We start from the raw sequence: 18,997 nt of genomic DNA, 5'->3' as shown, positions 1-18,997 counted from the left end.
GGAAGGGCCCCGCGGAGACGTTGACTTGCCGCTCCAGCTGGGGAAGAAAGCGCGCCGTGACAGCTCTCCCCGACACTTCCGGCCTCGCTTCGTCCCGCTTCGCGCGCCGGCCGTTCATGCTTGCGGCGCTCGTCGTCATCGGGATGACGGGCCTCCGCATCGTCTATGCCAGCATGCTCGATCTGCGCACCGATGAGGCCTATTACTGGACCTGGTCGAAGGAGCTGTCGCAGCTCTGCTTCCTCGATCATCCTCCCATGATCGCCTGGTTCATCAAATTCGGCACGTCGATCTTCGGTGATACCAATCTCGGCGTGCGCTTCGCCGGCATTCTGGCGATGGCAGCGACGCAGCTCTTGCTCGCCGATATCGTCTGGCGCGTCACGCACAACGCGCGCGCCATCATGCTCGCCGTGCTGCTCCCGGAGGCCGCGCTCTATTACGGCCTGCTGATGGCCAAGGTCTCGCCCGACACCGCGGCGATCCCCTTTGCAGTCGCGATGATGTGGGCGCTGGTGCGGCTCAGGGAGAGCGATGATGCGCGCTGGTGGCTCGCCGCCGGCCTGTTCGGCGGCCTCGCTCTGCTGTCGAAATTCACAGTGGTGATGCTGCTGCCGGCGCTGGTGGCGTTCGCGCTGGTGCCGGACTGGCGCCGGCGCTGGCTGCTCAGCCCGTATCCCTGGGCGGCCGCATTGATCGCGCTGCTGCTGTTCTTGCCGGTCCTGATCTGGAATGCGCAGCATGATTGGGCCTCGTTCAAGTTCCAGCTGGTGCGCGCCACCGCTGCCCGCGATGTCTCGCTGCGGACGGTCGGCGAGTATATCGGCATGCAGTTCGGCTTGGTCGGGTTTGTGCTGCTGCCGGTGACCCTCTCCGCGCTCGTGCTGACGGCCTGGCGCGGCTATCGCATGCGTGAGCCGGTCGCGATCCTGCTGTCGACCGCGGTGCTGGTGCCGTTCCTCTACTTCCTCTGGAAATCGCTGAGCCTGCGCGTCGGCGACACCTGGCCGATGTTCATGTGGCCGATCGGCTTTGCAGCGGTGGGGATCAACATCGTCATGCTGGCGCGCGAGAACCGGCCGGCCTGGATGATCCGCTCGACCATGCGCTGGGCGCGGATTGCGGTGGTCAGCGGCATCGCCATGGTGGTGCTGGTCTTCCTCTATTACGTCGCTGCGCCCTGGAATTTCATCGGCAAGACCGACCCGATCGGCGGCGAGGCCGGCTACGAGCACGTGGTGGCGCGGATCGACGCCGAGCTGCACAACACCGGTGCGAGCTGGATCGCGACCTCCGACTATCGCACCTATGCGATGTTGCGCTGGTTCTTCCGCGGCCGCGTGCCCGTGATCCAGATCAACGAGCGCGCCCGCTTCATCGGCTTCCATGATCCCGGCATGGACCGGATCGCGGGCCACACCGGGATCTATGTCACGCGCGAGCCCGACGGTGCCGCGCCGCTGTGGGCGGAGACCGCCGCCATCCGCGAGCCGCTTGGGCACGTGCAGCGCGTCTGGCGCGGCGTCGTTGCCGACACCTACCTGCTGGAGAAGCTCACCGGCTGGATCCCGGAGCTGGCGCCAGCGCCTGATAACCCGCTGTACCAGTGGCGCTGGCTGGCGGGTGGGTTCGAGCGCGCAGCGTGCGCGTGAGGCGTAGTTGTTGCGGCTGACTGCACATTCGGTGTCGTCCCGGGCAAGCGAAGCGCAGACCCGGGACCCATACCGCGTGATGCATGAAACGGGCAGGTGGCTAGTACCCCGTTCCGGCCTGCGGGCACCGCGCCTGGTTGTTGGCAGAAGATAACAGCCATCGTGCCTCATTGAGGGGCCGCGGCGTGTGGGTCCCGGCTCAAGGCCGGGACGACAGCGGAGTGCGTGGCGGCGGCGCGGTTCTCAGGAAGTCGCGTGCCCTGTCTCACTCCTCATCGTCGCGCTTGCGCAGCAGATCCTTGGCGAGATCGGCAAGCACGGGCCGCGGCAGCGCGGTGAAGGGCAGGGGGCGCGTCACGTCGATGGCGGCGAGCCCAAGCCGCGCCGTCAGCAGGCCGTTGAGCACACCCTCGCCAAGTCGCTGAGACAGCTTCGCCGCGATGCCGTGGCCAAGCACCTGCTGCACCAGGCTGTCGCTCGCGGCCATCCCGCCGGTGATGGCGAGATGCGCGACCACCTGGCGCGCCAACCTGATCATGCCGAGCGCGCCGGGACGTCCGCCATAGAGCCGCGCCAATTGCCGGATCAGCCGCAGCGCCGCCGCGAGCACGAACAGCACGTCGATCGCCGCGCGTGGGGATACGGCAGTGACCACGGAAACCCGTTGCGCGGCGACCGAGACCAGCCGCCGCGCCTCGACGTCGAGCGGGCTCATCAGCTCGCGCTCGGCGAGCTTGATCATGTCGGCGCCGTCGATGATCTCCTCGGTATGGCTCGACAGCGAGACCCGTGCCCGTGCCAGCCGCGGATTCTGGTGAGCGATCTTGAGAAGATCGGCGACCACGGCGCGGCTCGCCTTGCGATCGTCCGACCGCAGCACCTCGGCGGCGCGGCGGTGCAGCTTCTCGATGGTGGCGAGCCGGACCAGGCCGTAAGCCTCGCGGGTTATGATGGCGATCAGCGCCAGCGCAGCAGCGGCGGCGAAGCCGGCGCCCAGAAAACCGAGCCCCTCGCTGCGTCCGAACAGGTCCTCGATCAGGTGGGTGACGCTGAGACCAAGGCCGAGCAGCACCAGGCCTGCGACCGAGGTCCAGAGCAGCGCGCCCCAGCGGAAGCCGCGCCGCGCCGGTGAGGCCATCTCCACCACCGCCGGCAATTGCGCAGGCTCGGCTTGCGGTGCGATCTGGATCGTGCCGCGGGCAGGGCGGCCGGCCTCCTCGCCGTCGACAACGACCACGCCGGGATCGTCGAGGCGGAAGGTCGCCGGACGGCGATGCTTGCCATGTTGCTTCGCGCTTTCCTTGGCGGGCTCGCTCATTGCAGTCGGTCTCCGATCAAGAACTGGAGTGCGCGGTCCAGACGAATATGGGGCAGCGACGGCGCCCCGTCAGCGGGTGCCTCCAGCGGCGGCGGCCGAAAGCGCAGGAAGCGGAAGTCGGTCTGTTCGGCTGACGTGCTGGAGAGGCCATGGAATGCATCCGCGCCGTTGAACAGCGCGTCCGCATCAAGCGGCAGGTCGCCCGGGAAGGTCGCGACCTCGGTGTTGCCGTCGAAGATCTCTCCGCCGGCGCTCTCGCCGGCGGCCGGCGTGCCGAGCAGCGACGGCAGCTTGTCGCGGCCGCGCGCGACAAGCGCCTCCCGTGTCGCGCGCACCGCCGCAAGCGCCACCACGTCGATCGCTGCCCCTGTGCTCATCGCACGGGTCGCGGCCTGGTTGACCGCGCGCCGCAGCACCGCCTCCAGCCGGTCGTGACTTAAGTGATGCAGATGATCGGCCTTGGTGGCCGCGAACAGGATGCGATCGATGCGCGGCCGGAATAGGCTCGACAGAATGGTGCTGCGGCCGACGCGGAAGCAGTCGAGAATGCCTGATAATGCCGCTTCCAGATCATGCAGCGCCGCGGGTCCGGCATTGAACGCGGCGAGCGCATCGACCAGTACGATCTGGCGGTCGAGCCGCGCGAAATGGTCGCGAAAGAACGGCCGCACCACGATGTCCTTATAGGCCTCATAGCGGCGGACCATCATCGCCCACAGCGAGCCGTCAGGCGCGGTGCGCTCGGCCGGCACATCGAGCGGGGCAAAGGTCAAGGCCGGTGAGCCGGCAAGACTGCCGGGCATCAGGAAACGACCTGGCGGCAGCAGGCTCATCGCGAAACGCTCGTCGCGACAGGCGCGCAAATAGTCGGTGAACAGCCGCGCCGCTTCCAGCGTTGCCTGCTCGTCCGCAGGCCCTTCGGCCGACAGCGTCGCCAACTGCGCGTGCCACGCGCTCGCAAGATCGGCGCGCGGGCCTTCCCGCGACAGGCTAAGACTCTCGCGCGCCCATTGCTCGTAGCTCTTGCCGAGCAGCGGCAGGTCGAGCAGCCATTCGCCGGGATAGTCGACGATGTCCAAGGTCAGCGTACGATCGGCGCCGTTTGGACGCTGATAGTCGATGACGAGGCGAAGCTCGCTGATGTCGACAGTCGAGTTCGGCCAGCGCCGCTCCTCGACCAATGCCCGCAGGTGGCTCTCATAGGCAAAGCGCGGCACCCCATCATCGGGCTGCGGCGACAGATGCGCGTGGGCGATTCGTCCCGACGCCAAGGCCTCGAACACCGGGAAGCGGCCGCCGCGAACCAGCCCATGCACCAGCGCTGTGATGAAAACAGTCTTGCCGGACCGTGATAATCCGGTGACGCCAAGCCGTATTGTTGGGTTAAAAAAGCTCTCGCCATAATCGATCAGGGCGCGGGCCGAGAGGCGGGCTTCTTCGACGATTTCGAACAGGCTGGGTGTCATACGGAAGAGTGAATCGGCGGTTAAAATCGACGTGAACGACTTGTGAAAAGTGGCGATTGGAAGTGCGATTTCAAGCACATATTTCTGGCGCCTTTCGGGGTAAGACGGGATTTGAACCCTTCGTTGACCTCTCGATACGCATAGCTAATCGCAACATTATTGCGACAGGTTCCTCCATGACCGTGTTCAGGCTGAAGCAACTGGCTTCCGACTCCGTCCATGCCGCCGCGGGTGCGGTGCGCTGGAATTACGACAAGGTCGAGATGATCGCCGATGGCGTGGTCCATGCGGTCGGCATCAGCACTGGCCTCGTGGCCGCGACCGTGCTCGTGGTGCTGACCGCGATCTATGCGAGCGCGGTCGATATCGTCGTGGTCTCGATCTACGTCGCCGGCCTGTTGTCGATGCTGGTGCTGTCGGCAACCTATAATCTCTGGCCGGTGTCGCCGACCAAATGGGTGCTGCGCCGGCTGGATCATTCGGCGATCTATGTGCTGATCGCCGCGACCTATACGCCGTTCATCGCCGCGCTGCAGGATCATCTGTTTGCCGCAGCGCTGCTGGTGGGCGTCTGGGGCGTCGCGATCTTCGGCATCGTGCTGAAGCTGCGCTGGCCGGGCCGGTTCGACGCGCTCTCGATCGGGCTCTATCTCGCGCTCGGCTGGAGCGGCGCGATGATGTACAATTCGGTCATCGGCGTGCTGCCGAAGGGCGTGCTCGGCTGCGTGATCGCCGGGGGCATTCTCTACAGCCTCGGGGTGATCTTTCACTCCTGGCGGCGCTTGCGCTTCCAGAATGTGATCTGGCATTGTTTCGTCCTGCTGGGCGCCGGATTCCACTATACCGCGGTGCTCGACCTGGTCCTGACATAAGACCATTTCGCAGGAGGACGCATGCAGGTGACCGGCAAGATCGTGGTGGTCACCGGAGGCGGCCGAGGGATCGGCAAGGCCCTGTGCGAGGCGTTCGCACGCGCCGGCGCCGCCAAGGTCGTCGTCGCCGATCTCGACGGCGCGGCGGCCCGGGCCACGGCGGGCGCGATCGATGGGGCCGCGTTCGAGTGCGACGTCGCCCAGGAAAGGCATATCCTCCATGTCATCGAGGAGACCGAGCGGCAGTTCGGGCCGATTGCGCTCTTTTGCTCCAATGCCGGTATCGGCGGCGGCTTCGATCCGCTGTCGGTGAATGCGGGCGGCGCCTCGGACGAGCCATGGATGCGAAGCTGGTCGATCCATGTCATGGCCCATGTCTATGCGGCGCGCCACCTGGTGCCGCGCTACAAGGCGCGCGGCGGCGGCTATTTCCTCAACACCATCTCGGCGGCAGGGCTGCTGTCGCAGGTCGGCAGCGCGCCATACTCCACGACCAAGCATGCCGCGGTCGGCTTCGCCGAGAACCTCGCGATCTCGCACAAGGCCGACAACATCAAGGTCTCGATCTTGTGTCCGCAGGGCGTCGACACCGATATGCTGCGCTCAATTCCGAAGGGCCCGCAATCCGGCGATGGTGACCTCACGCCGGAGCAGGTGGCCCAGGACGTCCTGAAAGGTCTTGCGGAGGAGACCTTCCTCATTCTGCCGCATCCGCAGGTGCTCGGCTACATGCGCAAAAAGACCGAGAACTACGACCGCTGGATCGGCGGCATGGCGAAGATCCAGGCCAAGATGCGGGAAGGGTTTTCGAAGTAGTTCAGGTGTCACGGCCTTCTCCGCTGTCGTCCTCGCGAACGCGAGGACCCATACCGCGGAATCTCTCTTCGGCCCGCTTGGCTGAGACCCTGCATCGTGGCGTGGGACGGTGGGTATGGGTCCCGGCGCGCACTCGCTACGCTCGTTTGGCCGGGAGGACGGCACAGGAAACAGCGTTCCATGTCGTCGATCCATTCATCGCGAATTCGTGCTCGAACTGTTTCAGGCCTAACGTGTCCTCGATTGCGCGAGGACCGCAAACCCGTTCTACTCACGCAAGCAGAACGGAGCCGGTCATGGAGCAGCGCTTCACCTTCGATCAGGTTGCGGATGTCTATAAGGCGTCGCGGCCCGGCTATCCCGACGCGTTGATCGATGATGTCATCGAATATGCCGCACCCGGCCGCGACGATTGCATTCTCGAAGTCGGCTGTGGCACGGGTCTGGCGACCGCCGGCTTCGCTAAAAAGGGTTATGCGATCCTGGCGACCGATCCAGGCGCGGACATGCTGCGCGGTGCGCGCGAGCATCTGTGCGAGTTCGATAACGTCGATTATTTGCAGGCCACGTTTGAGGCGTTACCCGAGGCTGCCACGGATTTCCGCTTGATCGTCGCGGCGCAATCCTGGCATTGGGTCGCACCAGAGGTGCGGTTCGTCAAAGCTGCCAAGGTGCTGCTGCCGGGCGGCACTCTGGCCGTGTTCGGCCATGTCCCGGTGCGGCTGCCCGAGCGTCTCGGCGAGAGGTTTCGCGCCATCTACATGGAGCGGGTCGGACGTTGGGAACCACCGCCCGAGGCATGGTATCTGCCGACGGGTCCGTTCGAGGGCTGGTTTGACGAGTTTGGTCTGTTCCAACCGGTCGTGCACAAATGCTATCCGTGGATCCGGCACCACACGACGGCGTCCTATGTCGCCTTTCACCGGACGCGATCGGACCATCGGCTGCTGGAGGCGGAGCAGGGCGAGCAGCTTCTTTTAGATCTCGCACGGGCGATCGATAGCGAGGGCGGTCGCTTCGAGATCGGCTATGAGACGCATCTCTACATGGCGCGGCTAGCCTAGAGCCTGCATCTCATCGTCAGCCGCGCGCCAGGCCTTCAGCGCGCGTGCATAGAGCGTCAATCCCTCGCGCACGATTTTTTGCTCGGCCTTCGATAACGGCGCCAATGCGCCGGTGACCTGATGCCGGCCGAATTTATGCAATGCGTCCAGCGTTCGTCGGCCCTTCTGTGTCAGTGACAGCGGCTTGATGCGGGCGTCATCCGGATCGACCGTCTCCTTCAATTCGCCGCTCTCGATCAGCTTGCGTACGAGGCGGCTGATGCTGGATTTCTCCAGATGCAGAACCTGGCCGAGCTGCATCGCGGTCATCGGGCCGCGGATGCCGATCTCCAGAATGGTGTGTACCGCGGAGGGCGGATAGTCGGTTGCGGCGACTGTCTGCTCCATGAAGCCGAGCTCGCGCACCATCAGCCGCGAGGCGGCGCGGATATCGTCGACGAGGGCGAGATCGGGATCGGTCATCTTGACTCCTGAAATAGTTGTATCGTACAACTATGCGCGGGCGCAATGGCGCGCCCTGCCGTGATGTTGTGGAGGATGTGCGATGAGCGACGTGTCGGCTGCCGTCGAGCCGCTCACCTCCGGACGGCGAATGCACGGCAAGGTCTGCCTGGTGACCGGCGGGGGCAGCGGCATCGGCCGCGCGACCGCGCTGAAGCTCGCGCAGGAGGGGGCGATTGCGGTGATCGTGGCTGGCCGCCGCGAGGCCGAACTGGAAGCGACTGCCGCGCAATGCTGCGCGGCCGGCGCCGAAGCGCTGGCAGTGAAGACCGACGTGACCCGCGAGGACGACGTCGAAAGTCTCGTTCGTGCCGCGCTCGACCGCTACGGCCGGCTCGACGCCGCTTTCAACAATGCCGGATTCCAGGAGCGCCGTGCGCCGCTCGAGCAGCAGGCGGACGCCGTCTACGACGACGTGTTCGATACCAATGTACGCTCGGTGTTCTTCTGCCTGCGTGCGCAATTGCGCGCGATGTATGCGCGCGGGGAGGGCCGGATCGCGGTCAATGCCTCGGTCAGCGGCGTGCGCAATCCGAATACGGGTCTTGCGCTCTATTCGGCGTCGAAGGCGGCGGTGATCTCGCTGGTCCGCTCCGCGGCAATGGAGGCGGCGCCGCGCGGCGTGCGCATCAATGCGATCGCGCCGGGCCGCGTCGTGACCGACATGATGCTGCGGGCGGGCGTCGGCGACATGGCGAGCGTCGCGGCGGGATTGCCGTTGAGGCGCATGGGCCAGCCGGAGGAGGTCGCGGAGGCGGTGACGTGGCTGTTATCGGACGCGTCGGCCTATGTTGTCGGCCATGTGCTGGCGGCGGACGGCGGGTTCCTGGCGTCGTAATTCGTTATAGTCACGACCATTCCGGCATAGAAGGTGCACCTTCTCCGCTTGTGGGAGATGGTGCATCGAGTTTGCGGATCTCGCTCTCGTTCAATGCGCATTGATTGAGGAGTTCAGTGCTTCTGCGCGTACAGCAGCGGCACGGCGGAATCGACCATCACCTCGACGAGGCTCGTGCCGTCATGCGCGAGGCCGCGCTTCAGTGCCGCCGGAAGCTCCGACGCTTTCGTCACGCGCACCGCATCGCAGCCCAAACCTTCCGCGAGCTTGACGAAGTCGAGCCCGGGCAGATCGAGCCCGGGCACGTTGCGCACCTGCATGACCTGGCTGAATGAGCGCATCGCGCCATAGCCGGAGTTGTTGATGACGACGACCGTGATCGGCAGTTTGCGCTGTGCGGCGGTCCACAGCGCCTGGATCGAATACATCGCCGAGCCGTCGCCGATCAGGCAGACGGTACGGCGCACCGGGCAGCCCAGCGCGAGACCGACCGCGGCTGGTAAGCTCCAGCCGAGGCCGCCGCTCGCCATCGTGTAGAACGAGTCCTGGCCCCGCATCGGCATGAACTTCTGCATCGCTGGCCGGTGCGAGGGCGCCTCCTCGACCAGCGCGGCGTCAGGCGGCATCGCGATCGAGAGCGCATGCAGAAGATATTCGACCGGAATCGGATCGGACGCCTTCGGCGGCTCGGGCGGCACGCGGCCCTTCGGGGCCGCACGCTTCGCCTTCGGCAGCAACTCGCGCAGCAGCGACAGCGCAGGCTTCATGGTCGCGACGATGCTGGTGCCGATCGGCGGCACGCTCGCCGCCTCAGTGTCGTCGGTGATCTGGTAAATCGCGGTCTCGCCATCGAAGATCGCGGCGTGCCCCTCGACGTGAAAGGTGAAGACCGGCGCGCCGATCACGACCACGACGCCATATGGTTTCAGCGCTTCCGACAACTGGCCCGGCGAAGCGGGCAGGAAACCCTGGAATAGCGGATGCCGCTCGGGGAAGGAGCAGCGCGCGGAGAATGGCGAGACCCATACGGCCGCTCTGGCTTTCTCAGCGACCTCGACCATCAGATCGACGCAGCCTGCGCGATCGACGCCGGGGCCGATCACCAGCGCAGCATGGTTTGCGGTCGCCAGTGCATCTGCGAGCTCTGCCAATGCGGCGCGATCAGGGCCCATTTCGCAGCTGATCTTGCGCAAGGCAACCGGCTGCGCCGGTTGCGTCCAGTCGTCGATCGGCACCGAGACGAAGGTCGGGCCGCAGGGCGGCTGCATCGCCGTGTAGTAGGCCCGGGCGATCGCGCCCGGTACGTCCTCGGGCCGCGCCGGCTCGATGCTGTATTTCACGTAAGGACGTGGAAATTCGCTCGCACGCTCGGCGGAGAGGAAGGCCTGCAGCGGCAGGATCGAGCGCGCCTGCTGGCCCGCGGTGATCACGAGCGGCGTCTGATTGCGATAGGCCGTGTAGATGTTGCCGAGCGCGTTGCCGACGCCGGCCGCCGAGTGCAGGTTGACGAAGCCCGCATTGCGCGTCGCCTGCGCATAGCCGTCGGCCATGCCGACCACGCTCGCCTCCTGCAGGCCGAGCACGTAATCGATGTCGTCGGGCCAGTCGCTCAGGAAAGGCAACTCGGTCGAGCCGGGATTGCCGAACACTTTTCGGATGCCGAAGGCGCGGAGCAGATCGAAGGTGGCCTGCTTGACGGTGAGGGATTTGGTCTTGGGGGACTTGCCGGACAAGGCGCTTTCCTCGGAGATCGTTGTTTCTTATTCGTCATTGCGAGCGAAGCGAAGCAATCCAGGGGCCAGATCAAGATCCTGGATTGCTTCGTCGCTTCGCTCCTCGCAATGACGGCAGCGATGTCACCACGTCGCCGTTCCCTTCATGGTCGGATGGGCTTCCGCATTCGCGGTCCACAGCTCCAGCCCGGCGCTGGCCGGATTGGCATTGACGGAGAACTCGCTGCCCTCGAACAGCGGCTGCACGCCGCGATAGCTGAACCTCAAAGGCACCTTGCCCTTGAGCTTGGCGGCAAACTCGACCAAGAGCGCCGCCTGCAGCGGGCCGTGGAAGATCAGCCCCGGATAGCCCTCGACCTTCGTGACGTAGTCGCGGTCGTAATGGATGCGATGGCCGTTGAAGGTCAGCGCGGAATAACGGAACAGCAGCACGGGATCGGAGACGTGGACCTCGCGGTGCTGCGCGGCCGGCGGCGGCGCGGGCGCCTTGGCCGGAGCGGCGGCCGGCGCGCCACCCATCTCGCGATAGACGATGTCCTGCCGTTCGCGAATGGCAAGGCCACGCGGCGTCGTCACGGTGTGCTCGACCGAGACGAAGCAGAGCTGCCCGGTCGAGCCGCTCTTCAGCGTAACGTCTGCTATCTTCGAGACGCGGGTGACGAGATCACCGACGCGCAAGGCGTCGATGAACGTGAGCTCGCCGCCGGCCCACATCCGGCGCGGCAGCGGCACGGGCGGCAGGAAGCCGCCGCGAGCTGGATGCCCGTCGGGGCCAAGCTGCTCCTGCGGAAACACCGGCTGGCCCAGGCACCAGTGCACCGTGTAAGGCGCGATATCGCCCGTGTTGGGTTCGCCGATCTCCTGGAGCAAGGTCGCGCGCAGGCCCTTCGTGAGCTGCGCAGTGACGATGTCGGAGGCTTCGGTGCTGCGGCCGATCCATTGCCGCAAATGATCGATGTCGAGCTGTTCGGTCATGACGCGCTCCGTTCGTGTGCGAGCGAGGCGTGTTCGCCGATCGCCGGCACCGCGCCGTACTGGCGCTCCTCGCCGATCACGATCGCGGCCGGCGCCGGATAGGTGACGATGCCTTTGGGCGTGCCGACCTCGATGCGGCGCAAGTGCGGATGGACCGAGAGATCGGCCATGCTGTTGACCTCGGCGAAAGCGATGTCGGCGCTCGCGAGCTTGGTCAGCAGCTCGTCGCGCGTCATCGCGCCGAACGCGTCGCCGACGATGCCGTCGGTCAGCGCGCGGTTGCGCACCCGCTCGACCATGTTGGCAAAGCGCGGATCATCAGGCAAACCGGGCTGGCCGAGCACCTCGGCGCACAGCTTCTTCCACTCGCGCTCGCTCTGGATCGAGATCAGAATGTCCTTGCCGTCCTTGGAGCGGAAGGTGCCGTAAGGGGCGATCGAGGGATGGGCGAGCCCAATGCGCTTGGGCGGATTGCCGGCCTCTGAGTTGAGCAATGGGACTGTGAGCCAGTCTGCCATCACATCGAACATCGAGATGCGGATGTCGGCGCCTTGACCGGTGCGGCCGCGCGCGATCAGCGCTTCCAGGATCGCGGCGTGTGCCGTGGCGCCCGTCGCGATATCGACGATCGACAGCCCGACGCGCGACGGTCCGTCCGGCCCGCCGGTGATCGAGGCGAGGCCGCTCTCGGCCTGGATCAGCAGGTCGTAGGCCTTGCGGTCGGCATAGGGCCCGCTGTCGCCATAGCCGGTGATGGTGCAGCAAATCAGCTTCGGATAGTCCTTGCGCAGCCGCTCGCGCGTAAAGCCCATCTTGTCCATCGAGCCGGGCTTGAGGTTCTGCAAGAGCACGTCGGCACTCGCGATCAGCTTCTCAAGCTCGGCGCGGCCGTCCATGGTGGCGAGGTCGACCACGGCCGAATCCTTGCCACGGTTGAGCCAGACGAAATAGCTGCTCTGGCCCTTGGCAGCGGCATCATAGCCGCGGGCGAAATCGCCCTCGGGCCGTTCGATCTTGATGACATGAGCGCCGGCATCGGCCAGGCGCGAGGAGCAGAATGGCGCAGCGACCGCCTGCTCAACGGCGACGACGGTGATCCCTTCGAGTGGCAACATCGCAGCGCCTCAATACGAACGTGGCATGCCGAGCACGTGCTCGGCGACATAGGACAGAATGAGATTGGTCGAGATCGGCGCAACTTGGTAGAGCCGAGTCTCGCGGAACTTGCGCTCGATGTCATATTCCTCGGCGAAGCCGAAGCCGCCATGGGTCTGGATGCAGGCATTGGCCGCCTCGAACGAGGCATCGGCCGCCAGCATCTTGGCCATGTTTGCTTCGGCGCCGCAGTCGAGCCCGGCCTCGTATTTGCGCGTGGCTTCCTTCACCATCAGCTCGGCCGCGCGCATCGACGCATAAGCCTTGGCGATCGGGAATTGAATGCCCTGGTTCTGGCCGATCGGGCGGCCGAACACCACACGCTCCTTGGCGTAGTTGGTGGCCTTGGCAATGAACCATTTGGCATCGCCGACGCATTCGGCCGCGATCAGGATGCGCTCGGCATTCATGCCGGAGAGGATGTAGCGGAAACCCTTGCCTTCCTCGCCGACCAGATTTTCCGCCGGCACCCGCATGTCGGTGAAGAACACCTCCGTTGTGGCGTGGTTCATCATGGTGCGGATCGGGCGGATGGTCAGCCCGGCCTTCTTGGCCTCGCGCATGTCGACGATGAATACCGAGAGCCCGTCGGTGCGCTTCTTGGCCTCATCCTTCGGCGTGGTGCGCGCGAGCAGCAGCATCAGGTCGGAATGCTCGGCGCGGCTGGTCCAGATCTTCTGGCCGTTGACGACGTAGCTGTCGCCGTCGCGCTTCGCAAAGGTCTTCAGCGAGGTGGTGTCCGTGCCGCTCGTCGGCTCGGTGACGCCGAACGCCTGCAGCCGGAGTTCGCCACTCGCGACCTTCGGCAGCCATTTGGCTTTCTGCTCGGCGCTGCCGTGCCGCAGCACGGTGCCCATCGTGTACATCTGCGCATGGCAGCCGCCGCCGTTGCAGCCTGCGCGCTGAATCTCCTCCAGGATCGCCGCGGCGGCTGAGAGCTTCAGGCCAGCGCCACCATATTCCTCCGGAATCAGCACCGAGAGATAGCCGGCCTGCGTCAACGCATCGACGAAGGCGGATGGATAGGCCATCTCGCGATCGAGCTTGCGCCAATATTCGCCGGGAAATTGTGCGCAGAGCTTGGCCACTGCGTTGCGGATGTCGGCGTAGTCGTCCTGCTCGTGATGTTGTTCTTGTGTCATTCGATCCTCCGCAGGTGGTTGGAGAGTTGTGAAACCCCCGCGGTCTCCCTATGCTGAATTGTTATAGCCTATGAACCTGCATTCCAAGATTGGCAAGTAGATTGGACGAATGGATTTCCGCCAGCTCAAGACCTTCAGCAGCGTGGCCGAGCTCGGCAGCCTGTCCAAGGCCGCCGACCGGCTCAGAATCGCGCAGCCGGCGCTGAGCCGCCAGATCAAGCTGCTCGAGCACGAGCTGCGCGCCGAGCTGTTTACGCGCAACGGCCGCGGCATGGTGCTGACCGAGGCGGGCAAGCTCTTGCTGGCGCGCACCGCCGGTATCGTGCGACAGCTCGATCAGATCCGCGACGACATCCAGTCGCAGGCGGGCAGCCCGTCGGGGCGTGTCGTGCTCGGCCTCGTGCCGACGGTGAGCTACGTGCTCTCGGCGCGGCTGGCGCGCCGCACCGTCGAGCGCTATCCCGGCATCTCGCTCTGCATCGTGGAGAGCTATAGCGGTCATCTCACCGAATGGCTGCATCGCGGCGAGATGGACCTCGCGGTGGTCTATGGTCCGTCCGCCGATCTGCATCTGTCGATGCAGGCGCTCGGCCGAGACAGCGTGGTCGCGGTCGGCCCGCGCGGCTCGGGCCTTTCCCGCAAGAAGCGTGTGGAGATAGACTGGCTGCTCCGCCAGAAGCTGGTGCTGCCGTCTCATTCGCACGGGCTCCGCGCTCTGATCGAACACGCCGCGGCGAAGCGCAAAATGCGCCTCGACGTGCAGATCGAAGCCGATTCGTTCCGCGTGCTGACCTCGATCGTCGAGGCGGGCTTGGGCTTTACGCTGCTGCCGCCGTCCTCGCTGCGCGAGCAGGTCGCCGATGGAAGGCTCGAGATCGCCACCATCGCCAAGCAGGGGCCGATGCGTGAGCTCCTGGTGGCTGCTCCGATCGACCATCCCGGTTCCGCTGCCACCGCCGCCATCACCGCGCTGGTGCGCAGTGAGACCAAGGCATGCCGTGACGAAGGATTGTGGGACATCAGACTGGGTTGATTGTATCTGTTGAAGATAGACGATTAGAACGGATCTGCTGCGGCTCGGTAGGTGCACCCTCTCTCCTTGTGGGAGAGGGTGGCTTCGCGCAGCGAAGCCGGGTGAGGGGTATCTCTCAACAGACTCGCTCGCGGAGACATACCCCTCACCCGCCTCGCTTCGCTCGGCACCCTCTCCCACAAGAGGAGAGGGTGCACTTCCGATGCAGCGGCGGGTCGACACCATCTCGTTCTTATTAGTTCACCGGCAGACCGAGATGCTGGCGGAAGCGGTTCTTCAGGTATACGCCGTCCCGCGGCGGCAGGGCGCGGTCGACATGATCGGTCGAAATGGCGATGCGCGCGAAATGCGGGCCCTTGAGGTCGTGCAGCTTGGGGCGGAACGCATCGAGCGTTGCACGGTCGCCGATCTCGGTGACGGACGGAAATCCGGCTCCGGATGCGATCAGCTCGAGCCTGACACCCAAGCCCGAATGGCTCTTCTGCATTCCGGTCTCGCCGAAATGCGCGTTGTCGAGCACGACGATCGAAAGATTGTTGGGCTTCTTGGCGCCAATGGTGGCAAGGCTGCCGAGCCCCATCAACTGCTCGCCATCGCCGGTGATGATGGCGACGGGTCGCTTGGGCTGCGCCAGCGCGAGGCCAAGACCCACCATTGCGGCGCCGCCCATCGCGCCCCAGAGATAGAAGTTGGCGTCATGATCACCGGCATCGAATACGTCATAGGACGACGAGCCGAGGCCGGTCACGACAAGGAGGTCGCCGCGATCTCTGAGCAGCGCCTTCACGGCTTCGCGGCGGTCGAGTGAGCCGGCCATCAGTTGGTCTCCGTCCATTTTTTGCGACCGATCATGCGCTGCGAGATCAAGACCGCGATCGGCTGATCGCTTTCGTAAGCAAGAGCCGCGGCGGCAGACGCGATCTCGCCGGCGTCCTCGGGGCGCTCGAGGCGGAACACGGTGACGCCCATGATCTCGAACGCGTGCGGCGTCGCCTTGCCCATGGGCACCTGCCATGGATTGAACTCGGCCCATTCGCCGCGCATCGTGACGAAGGTCAGGAACGGGAAGCGGCAGCTCTGCAGCAGCGATAGCATGTTGACGCAATTGCCGACGCCGCTCGACTGCATCAAGAGCACCGCGCGATTCCCCCCGAGCCAGGCGCCGGCGCACAGCGCGACGCCCTCCTCTTCCGTCGTCAGCACCGTGGTCTGGATCGCGTTGTCCTCGTGGGCGAGATTGATCAGGCGGGAATGGCCGGCATCCGGCACGTAGCAGACCTGCGCGACCTGGGCTGCCTTGAGGGCCTTGTAGATGTCGAGCGGCCAGTCGCGCGCCATGGTGGCGGCAGCGTCAGAAGCGGGATCGGACATCAGGTTTCCTCGGAAGCATTGGGTCGTGTTTTCCGAGGTTTAGACAAAAAGCCAATGACCAGCCATCGCATCTGGTTCACCCAGCCATGCCGGAATTTTATAGGGGCGATGAGACCGATGCGCGACACGGCATCCTCCCCTGTCGTCCCGGCGAACGCCGGGACCCATACGCCGCGGCCCATCGGCAGGCAGAGTGGCCGCCACCTTCTGCTAACAACTGAGTTCGGTGGCTATGGGTCCCGGCGTTCGCCGGGACGACACTGTGGGCTGGTCTGGCAGCGATGACGGTCGAGGTTCACCCCGGAATCCGTACCGGCAGGCTCTCATAGCCGCGGACGAAGCTGGAGTAGACGCGCTTGGGCTCGCCGACCACCTCGATGCGCTCGAAGCGTTTCAGGATCTCCTCCCAGACGATGCGCAGCTGTAGCTCGGCGAGCCGCATGCCGACGCAGCGATGGATGCCGAAGCCGAAGGAGAGATGAATGCGCGGCCGGCGGCGGTCGATGATGAAGGCGTCGGGATTCTCGATCACCTCCTCGTCGCGGTTGCCGGAGACGTACCACATCACGACGCGGTCGCCCTTCCTGATCTTCTGGCCGCCGAGCTCGGTGTCGACCAGCGCGGTGCGGCGCATATGTGCGAGCGGCGTCTGCCAGCGGATCACCTCCGGCACCATGGTCTCGATCAGGCCCGGATTGTCGCGCAGCTTCTGGTATTCGGCCGGGTTCTCGTTCAGCGCCAGCACCGAGCCCGTCATGGTGTTGCGGGTGGTGTCGTTGCCGCCGACGATGAGCAGAATCAGGTTGCCCATCAGATTGTCCGGCGTCATGTGGCGTGTCGCCTCGCTATGCGCCATCATCGAAATCAGGTCGTTGCGCGGCTCGGCCTTGGCGCGCTCGTGCCAGAGCCGGCCGAAATAGGCGGCGCATTCCTCCAGCTCTTGCCGGCGCTGCTCCTCGCTCGCGACGATACCGCTTTTGGGCAGCGCGGTGGAGACATCGGACCAGCGCGTCAGCTTGCGGCGCTCCTCGAATGGGAAATCGAACAGGGTGGCCAGCATCTGCGTGGTCAGCTCGATCGAGACTTTCTCCACCCAGTTGAAGGTCTCATTACGGGGCAGCGAATCCAGGACCTTCGCCGAGCGCTGGCGGATCAGAAGCGCCAGCTCGTCGAGATGCTGCGGCGTGAACATCGGCGAGACCGTCTTGCGCTGCTCGCCGTGCCGCGGCTCGTCCATGGCAATGAAGCTCGGCCAGTCATAACCCGGCGCGACGTCACGGATCATGATGCCGCCGTGGCTGACATCGGAGGAGAAGATCGCGTGATTGGTGTCGACATGCATGATGTCGTGATAGCGCGTCACCGACCAATAGGGCTCGATCGGCGCGTGGGTGCAATAGTGCACCGGCGCTTCTCTGCGCAGCCGCTCGAACCAGGGCCACAGCGTGTCGTTCTGGAATAGCCGCGGCGCGCCGGGATGAAACTCCTCGAGCGGCGTCGCATAGGCCGCAAGCCGCGCCTCGCGCAGCAGCTCGGCCTTGTTGGGCTGGATGGCGGACTGGATGTTCATCGGTCGTCCTTCTCGTACTGCGTCATTGCGAGGAGCCAACGGGTCCGCGCGCAGCGCGGCCCGATGACAGGCTCCGCGACGAAGCAATCCAGAGTTTCGCGTTCGACTCTGGATTGCTTCGCTTCGCTCGCAATGACGAGGCTCATGGCCGCTGTCCTCTCAGCTGTTCACGCTGCGATCCGCACCGGCAGGGTCTCGTAGCCTTTGACAAAGCTGGAATAGACCCGTTTCGGCGGGCCTGCCACCTCGATGTGATCGAAGCGCTTGAGGATCTCCTCCCAGATGATTTTGAGCTGCAGCTCGGCGAGCCGCAAGCCGACGCAGCGATGGATGCCGAAGCCGAACGACAGATGCGTGCGCGGCCGCGCCCGGTCGATGATGAAATCGTAGGGCCGTTCGATCGCCTCGTCGTCGCGATTGCCCGAGACGTACCACATCACGACCTTGTCGCCCTTCCTGATCGTCTTGCCGCGGAATTCGAAGTCGGCGAGCGCAGTGCGGCGCATATGGGCGAGGGGCGTCTGCCAGCGGATCACCTCCGGCACGAAGCTGTCGAGCAGCGCCGGCTTGTTCTTCAGCTTGCGATACTGATCCGGATTGTGGTGCAGCGCATAGATGCTGCCGGACATGGTGTTCCGCGTGGTGTCGTTGCCGCCGACGATCAGCAGGACGAGGTTGCCGAGGAAGTTCTTCGGATCCATGTCGCGCGTAGCCTCGCTATGCGCCATCATCGACAAGAGATCGCTTTGCGGCGGCTGGTTGATGCGCTCGTTCCAGAGCCGCGAGAAATAGCGTGCGCAGTCCATCAGCTCCGCCTGCCGCTCGTCCTCGGTGGCGACAAGCCCGCCGGGGCCTGGGATGGTGGTCGCGATGTCGGACCAGCGCGTCAGCTTGCGGCGGTCGTTCCAGGGAAAGTCGAACAGCACCGCGAGCATCTGCGTCGTCAGCTCGATCGAAACCCTATCGACCCAGTCGAAGATCTCACCGCGCGGCAGGTTGTCGAGGCATTCGGCCGAACGCTTGCGTATGTTGATCGCCAGCTGGTCGAGATGCGTCGGCGTGAACATCGGCGCCACGGTCTTGCGCTGCGCGGCATGCCGCGGCGGGTCCATCGCGATGAAGCTTTCGCGTCGCAGGTCCGGGTCGACGTCGCGAATGGTGATCCCGCCAAGCGCCGACGCCGAGGAGAACACCGCGTGGTTGGTCTCGATCTCCATGATGTCGTTGTACTTGGTCACAGACCAGTAGGGCCCGAACATCGAATTCCGGCAATAATGCACCGGCTCTTCCTTCCGCAGCCGGTCGAAATATGGCCAATGGCTGTCGGTCCGGAACAGTTCGGGGTCGCCAGGATCGAAATCGGCGAGTGGCAATGATGCGGCGCGCCGGCGTGCGGCCTCCAATGGATCCTGTTCGGCGAGATCGATGGTCGCGTGCATGAGCTCTCTCCCTCCTGGTCTCGCGCGCGGTCGTCCGCGCCCAGCGGCATTT

The 18,997-nt window shown here is 65.2% G+C and carries 18 protein-coding genes; 6 read left to right on the top strand and 12 right to left on the bottom strand.

Going from position 1 to position 18,997, the window contains the following annotated elements:
* The first annotated feature begins 116 nt into the window (after positions 1 to 116).
* Positions 117 to 1,652 carry a glycosyltransferase family 39 protein gene (locus tag P6U24_RS31900; protein WP_407160660.1) on the top strand — a complete coding sequence of 512 codons (1,536 nt, stop codon included), beginning with the start codon at positions 117 to 119 and terminating at the stop codon, positions 1,650 to 1,652.
* A gap of 265 nt (positions 1,653 to 1,917) precedes the next feature.
* Here P6U24_RS31900 and P6U24_RS31895 read toward each other — a convergent pair whose 3' ends face one another.
* On the bottom strand, positions 1,918 to 2,970 hold the full coding sequence (locus P6U24_RS31895) for a YcjF family protein (RefSeq protein ID WP_407156384.1): 1,053 nt from the start codon (positions 2,968 to 2,970) through the stop codon (positions 1,918 to 1,920).
* Positions 2,967 to 4,436: a YcjX family protein gene (locus P6U24_RS31890; RefSeq protein WP_407156383.1), complete on the bottom strand. Its 1,470-nt coding sequence runs from the start codon at positions 4,434 to 4,436 to the stop codon at positions 2,967 to 2,969. Before P6U24_RS31890 ends, P6U24_RS31895 begins: the two co-directional genes overlap by 4 nt.
* Positions 4,437 to 4,612: 176 nt before the next feature.
* Here P6U24_RS31890 and P6U24_RS31885 point away from each other — a divergent pair, with 176 nt between their 5' ends.
* From P6U24_RS31885 to P6U24_RS31875, 3 genes are all read left to right on the top strand, one after another.
* Entirely contained in the window at positions 4,613 to 5,308 is a 696-nt protein-coding gene (locus P6U24_RS31885) for a hemolysin III family protein (protein ID WP_407156382.1), read from the top strand.
* 21 nt (positions 5,309 to 5,329) lie between these two features.
* The gene (locus P6U24_RS31880) at positions 5,330 to 6,124 is read left to right on the top strand and encodes an SDR family oxidoreductase (protein ID WP_407156381.1); all 795 of its coding nucleotides are present in this window, start codon (positions 5,330 to 5,332) and stop codon (positions 6,122 to 6,124) included.
* 296 nt (positions 6,125 to 6,420) lie between these two features.
* Positions 6,421 to 7,188, top strand: a complete 768-nt coding sequence (locus P6U24_RS31875; protein WP_407156380.1) for a class I SAM-dependent methyltransferase — start codon at positions 6,421 to 6,423, stop codon at positions 7,186 to 7,188.
* Here the strand turns inward: P6U24_RS31875 and P6U24_RS31870 are convergent.
* Positions 7,180 to 7,650, bottom strand: coding sequence for a MarR family winged helix-turn-helix transcriptional regulator (locus P6U24_RS31870; protein ID WP_407156379.1), 471 nt, complete (start codon positions 7,648 to 7,650; stop codon positions 7,180 to 7,182). The genes P6U24_RS31875 and P6U24_RS31870 overlap by 9 nt on opposite strands.
* An 82-nt stretch (positions 7,651 to 7,732) precedes the next feature.
* On the opposite strand from P6U24_RS31870, the gene P6U24_RS31865 reads away from it, so the two are divergent.
* Positions 7,733 to 8,527, top strand: a complete 795-nt coding sequence (locus P6U24_RS31865; RefSeq protein WP_407156378.1) for an SDR family NAD(P)-dependent oxidoreductase — start codon at positions 7,733 to 7,735, stop codon at positions 8,525 to 8,527.
* Positions 8,528 to 8,640: 113 nt separating this feature from the next.
* On the opposite strand, the gene mdlC is transcribed toward P6U24_RS31865, so the two are convergent.
* From mdlC to P6U24_RS31845, 4 genes are all read right to left on the bottom strand, one after another.
* Positions 8,641 to 10,260 carry a benzoylformate decarboxylase gene (gene mdlC, locus P6U24_RS31860; RefSeq protein WP_407156377.1) on the bottom strand — a complete coding sequence of 540 codons (1,620 nt, stop codon included), beginning with the start codon at positions 10,258 to 10,260 and terminating at the stop codon, positions 8,641 to 8,643.
* Between the two features lie 123 nt (positions 10,261 to 10,383).
* Positions 10,384 to 11,235 (bottom strand): MaoC family dehydratase N-terminal domain-containing protein, encoded by an 852-nt coding sequence (locus P6U24_RS31855; RefSeq protein WP_407156376.1) that lies wholly within the window; start codon positions 11,233 to 11,235, stop codon positions 10,384 to 10,386.
* Complete coding sequence (locus P6U24_RS31850; RefSeq protein WP_407156375.1) at positions 11,232 to 12,350, bottom strand: CaiB/BaiF CoA transferase family protein; 1,119 nt, start codon at positions 12,348 to 12,350, stop codon at positions 11,232 to 11,234. Before P6U24_RS31850 ends, P6U24_RS31855 begins: the two co-directional genes overlap by 4 nt.
* Before the next feature lie 9 nt (positions 12,351 to 12,359).
* Positions 12,360 to 13,532: an acyl-CoA dehydrogenase family protein gene (locus P6U24_RS31845; RefSeq protein WP_407156374.1), complete on the bottom strand. Its 1,173-nt coding sequence runs from the start codon at positions 13,530 to 13,532 to the stop codon at positions 12,360 to 12,362.
* A 109-nt stretch (positions 13,533 to 13,641) separates the two neighbouring features.
* Here P6U24_RS31845 and P6U24_RS31840 point away from each other — a divergent pair, with 109 nt between their 5' ends.
* Positions 13,642 to 14,565 carry a LysR substrate-binding domain-containing protein gene (locus P6U24_RS31840; RefSeq protein WP_407156373.1) on the top strand — a complete coding sequence of 308 codons (924 nt, stop codon included), beginning with the start codon at positions 13,642 to 13,644 and terminating at the stop codon, positions 14,563 to 14,565.
* A gap of 235 nt (positions 14,566 to 14,800) precedes the next feature.
* On the opposite strand, the gene P6U24_RS31835 is transcribed toward P6U24_RS31840, so the two are convergent.
* From P6U24_RS31835 to P6U24_RS31815, 5 genes are all read right to left on the bottom strand, one after another.
* Positions 14,801 to 15,382 carry a thiamine pyrophosphate-dependent enzyme gene (locus P6U24_RS31835; RefSeq protein ID WP_407156372.1) on the bottom strand — a complete coding sequence of 194 codons (582 nt, stop codon included), beginning with the start codon at positions 15,380 to 15,382 and terminating at the stop codon, positions 14,801 to 14,803.
* Complete coding sequence (locus P6U24_RS31830; RefSeq protein WP_407156371.1) at positions 15,382 to 15,936, bottom strand: phosphonopyruvate decarboxylase; 555 nt, start codon at positions 15,934 to 15,936, stop codon at positions 15,382 to 15,384. The genes P6U24_RS31835 and P6U24_RS31830 overlap by 1 nt, the downstream gene beginning before the upstream one ends.
* 295 nt (positions 15,937 to 16,231) lie before the next feature.
* Positions 16,232 to 17,506, bottom strand: coding sequence for a cytochrome P450 (locus tag P6U24_RS31825; protein ID WP_407156370.1), 1,275 nt, complete (start codon positions 17,504 to 17,506; stop codon positions 16,232 to 16,234).
* On the bottom strand, positions 17,503 to 17,652 hold the full coding sequence (locus P6U24_RS31820) for a hypothetical protein (protein ID WP_407156369.1): 150 nt from the start codon (positions 17,650 to 17,652) through the stop codon (positions 17,503 to 17,505). The genes P6U24_RS31825 and P6U24_RS31820 overlap by 4 nt, the downstream gene beginning before the upstream one ends.
* Before the next feature lie 21 nt (positions 17,653 to 17,673).
* Positions 17,674 to 18,945 (bottom strand): cytochrome P450, encoded by a 1,272-nt coding sequence (locus P6U24_RS31815; protein WP_407156368.1) that lies wholly within the window; start codon positions 18,943 to 18,945, stop codon positions 17,674 to 17,676.
* Positions 18,946 to 18,997 lie beyond the last annotated feature (52 nt).

Source organism: Bradyrhizobium sp. STM 3557, from assembly GCF_045571465.1.
Classification (GTDB): Bacteria; Pseudomonadota; Alphaproteobacteria; order Rhizobiales; family Xanthobacteraceae; genus Bradyrhizobium.
This window is presented reverse-complemented; position numbering and strand designations above follow the sequence as displayed.

What these genes read in the sequence shown, in the direction of transcription:
- P6U24_RS31900 (WP_407160660.1), top strand. Translation starts at nt 117, where the DNA reads ATGCTTGCGGCGCTCGTCGTCATCGGGATGACGGGCCTCCGCATCGTC.
- P6U24_RS31895 (WP_407156384.1), bottom strand. Translation starts at nt 2,970, where the DNA reads ATGAGCGAGCCCGCCAAGGAAAGCGCGAAGCAACATGGCAAGCATCGC.
- P6U24_RS31890 (WP_407156383.1), bottom strand. Translation starts at nt 4,436, where the DNA reads ATGACACCCAGCCTGTTCGAAATCGTCGAAGAAGCCCGCCTCTCGGCC.
- P6U24_RS31885 (WP_407156382.1), top strand. Translation starts at nt 4,613, where the DNA reads ATGACCGTGTTCAGGCTGAAGCAACTGGCTTCCGACTCCGTCCATGCC.
- P6U24_RS31880 (WP_407156381.1), top strand. Translation starts at nt 5,330, where the DNA reads ATGCAGGTGACCGGCAAGATCGTGGTGGTCACCGGAGGCGGCCGAGGG.
- P6U24_RS31875 (WP_407156380.1), top strand. Translation starts at nt 6,421, where the DNA reads ATGGAGCAGCGCTTCACCTTCGATCAGGTTGCGGATGTCTATAAGGCG.
- P6U24_RS31870 (WP_407156379.1), bottom strand. Translation starts at nt 7,650, where the DNA reads ATGACCGATCCCGATCTCGCCCTCGTCGACGATATCCGCGCCGCCTCG.
- P6U24_RS31865 (WP_407156378.1), top strand. Translation starts at nt 7,733, where the DNA reads ATGAGCGACGTGTCGGCTGCCGTCGAGCCGCTCACCTCCGGACGGCGA.
- P6U24_RS31855 (WP_407156376.1), bottom strand. Translation starts at nt 11,235, where the DNA reads ATGACCGAACAGCTCGACATCGATCATTTGCGGCAATGGATCGGCCGC.
- P6U24_RS31850 (WP_407156375.1), bottom strand. Translation starts at nt 12,350, where the DNA reads ATGTTGCCACTCGAAGGGATCACCGTCGTCGCCGTTGAGCAGGCGGTC.
- P6U24_RS31845 (WP_407156374.1), bottom strand. Translation starts at nt 13,532, where the DNA reads ATGACACAAGAACAACATCACGAGCAGGACGACTACGCCGACATCCGC.
- P6U24_RS31840 (WP_407156373.1), top strand. Translation starts at nt 13,642, where the DNA reads ATGGATTTCCGCCAGCTCAAGACCTTCAGCAGCGTGGCCGAGCTCGGC.
- P6U24_RS31835 (WP_407156372.1), bottom strand. Translation starts at nt 15,382, where the DNA reads ATGGCCGGCTCACTCGACCGCCGCGAAGCCGTGAAGGCGCTGCTCAGA.
- P6U24_RS31830 (WP_407156371.1), bottom strand. Translation starts at nt 15,936, where the DNA reads ATGTCCGATCCCGCTTCTGACGCTGCCGCCACCATGGCGCGCGACTGG.
- P6U24_RS31825 (WP_407156370.1), bottom strand. Translation starts at nt 17,506, where the DNA reads ATGAACATCCAGTCCGCCATCCAGCCCAACAAGGCCGAGCTGCTGCGC.
- P6U24_RS31820 (WP_407156369.1), bottom strand. Translation starts at nt 17,652, where the DNA reads ATGAGCCTCGTCATTGCGAGCGAAGCGAAGCAATCCAGAGTCGAACGC.
- P6U24_RS31815 (WP_407156368.1), bottom strand. Translation starts at nt 18,945, where the DNA reads ATGCACGCGACCATCGATCTCGCCGAACAGGATCCATTGGAGGCCGCA.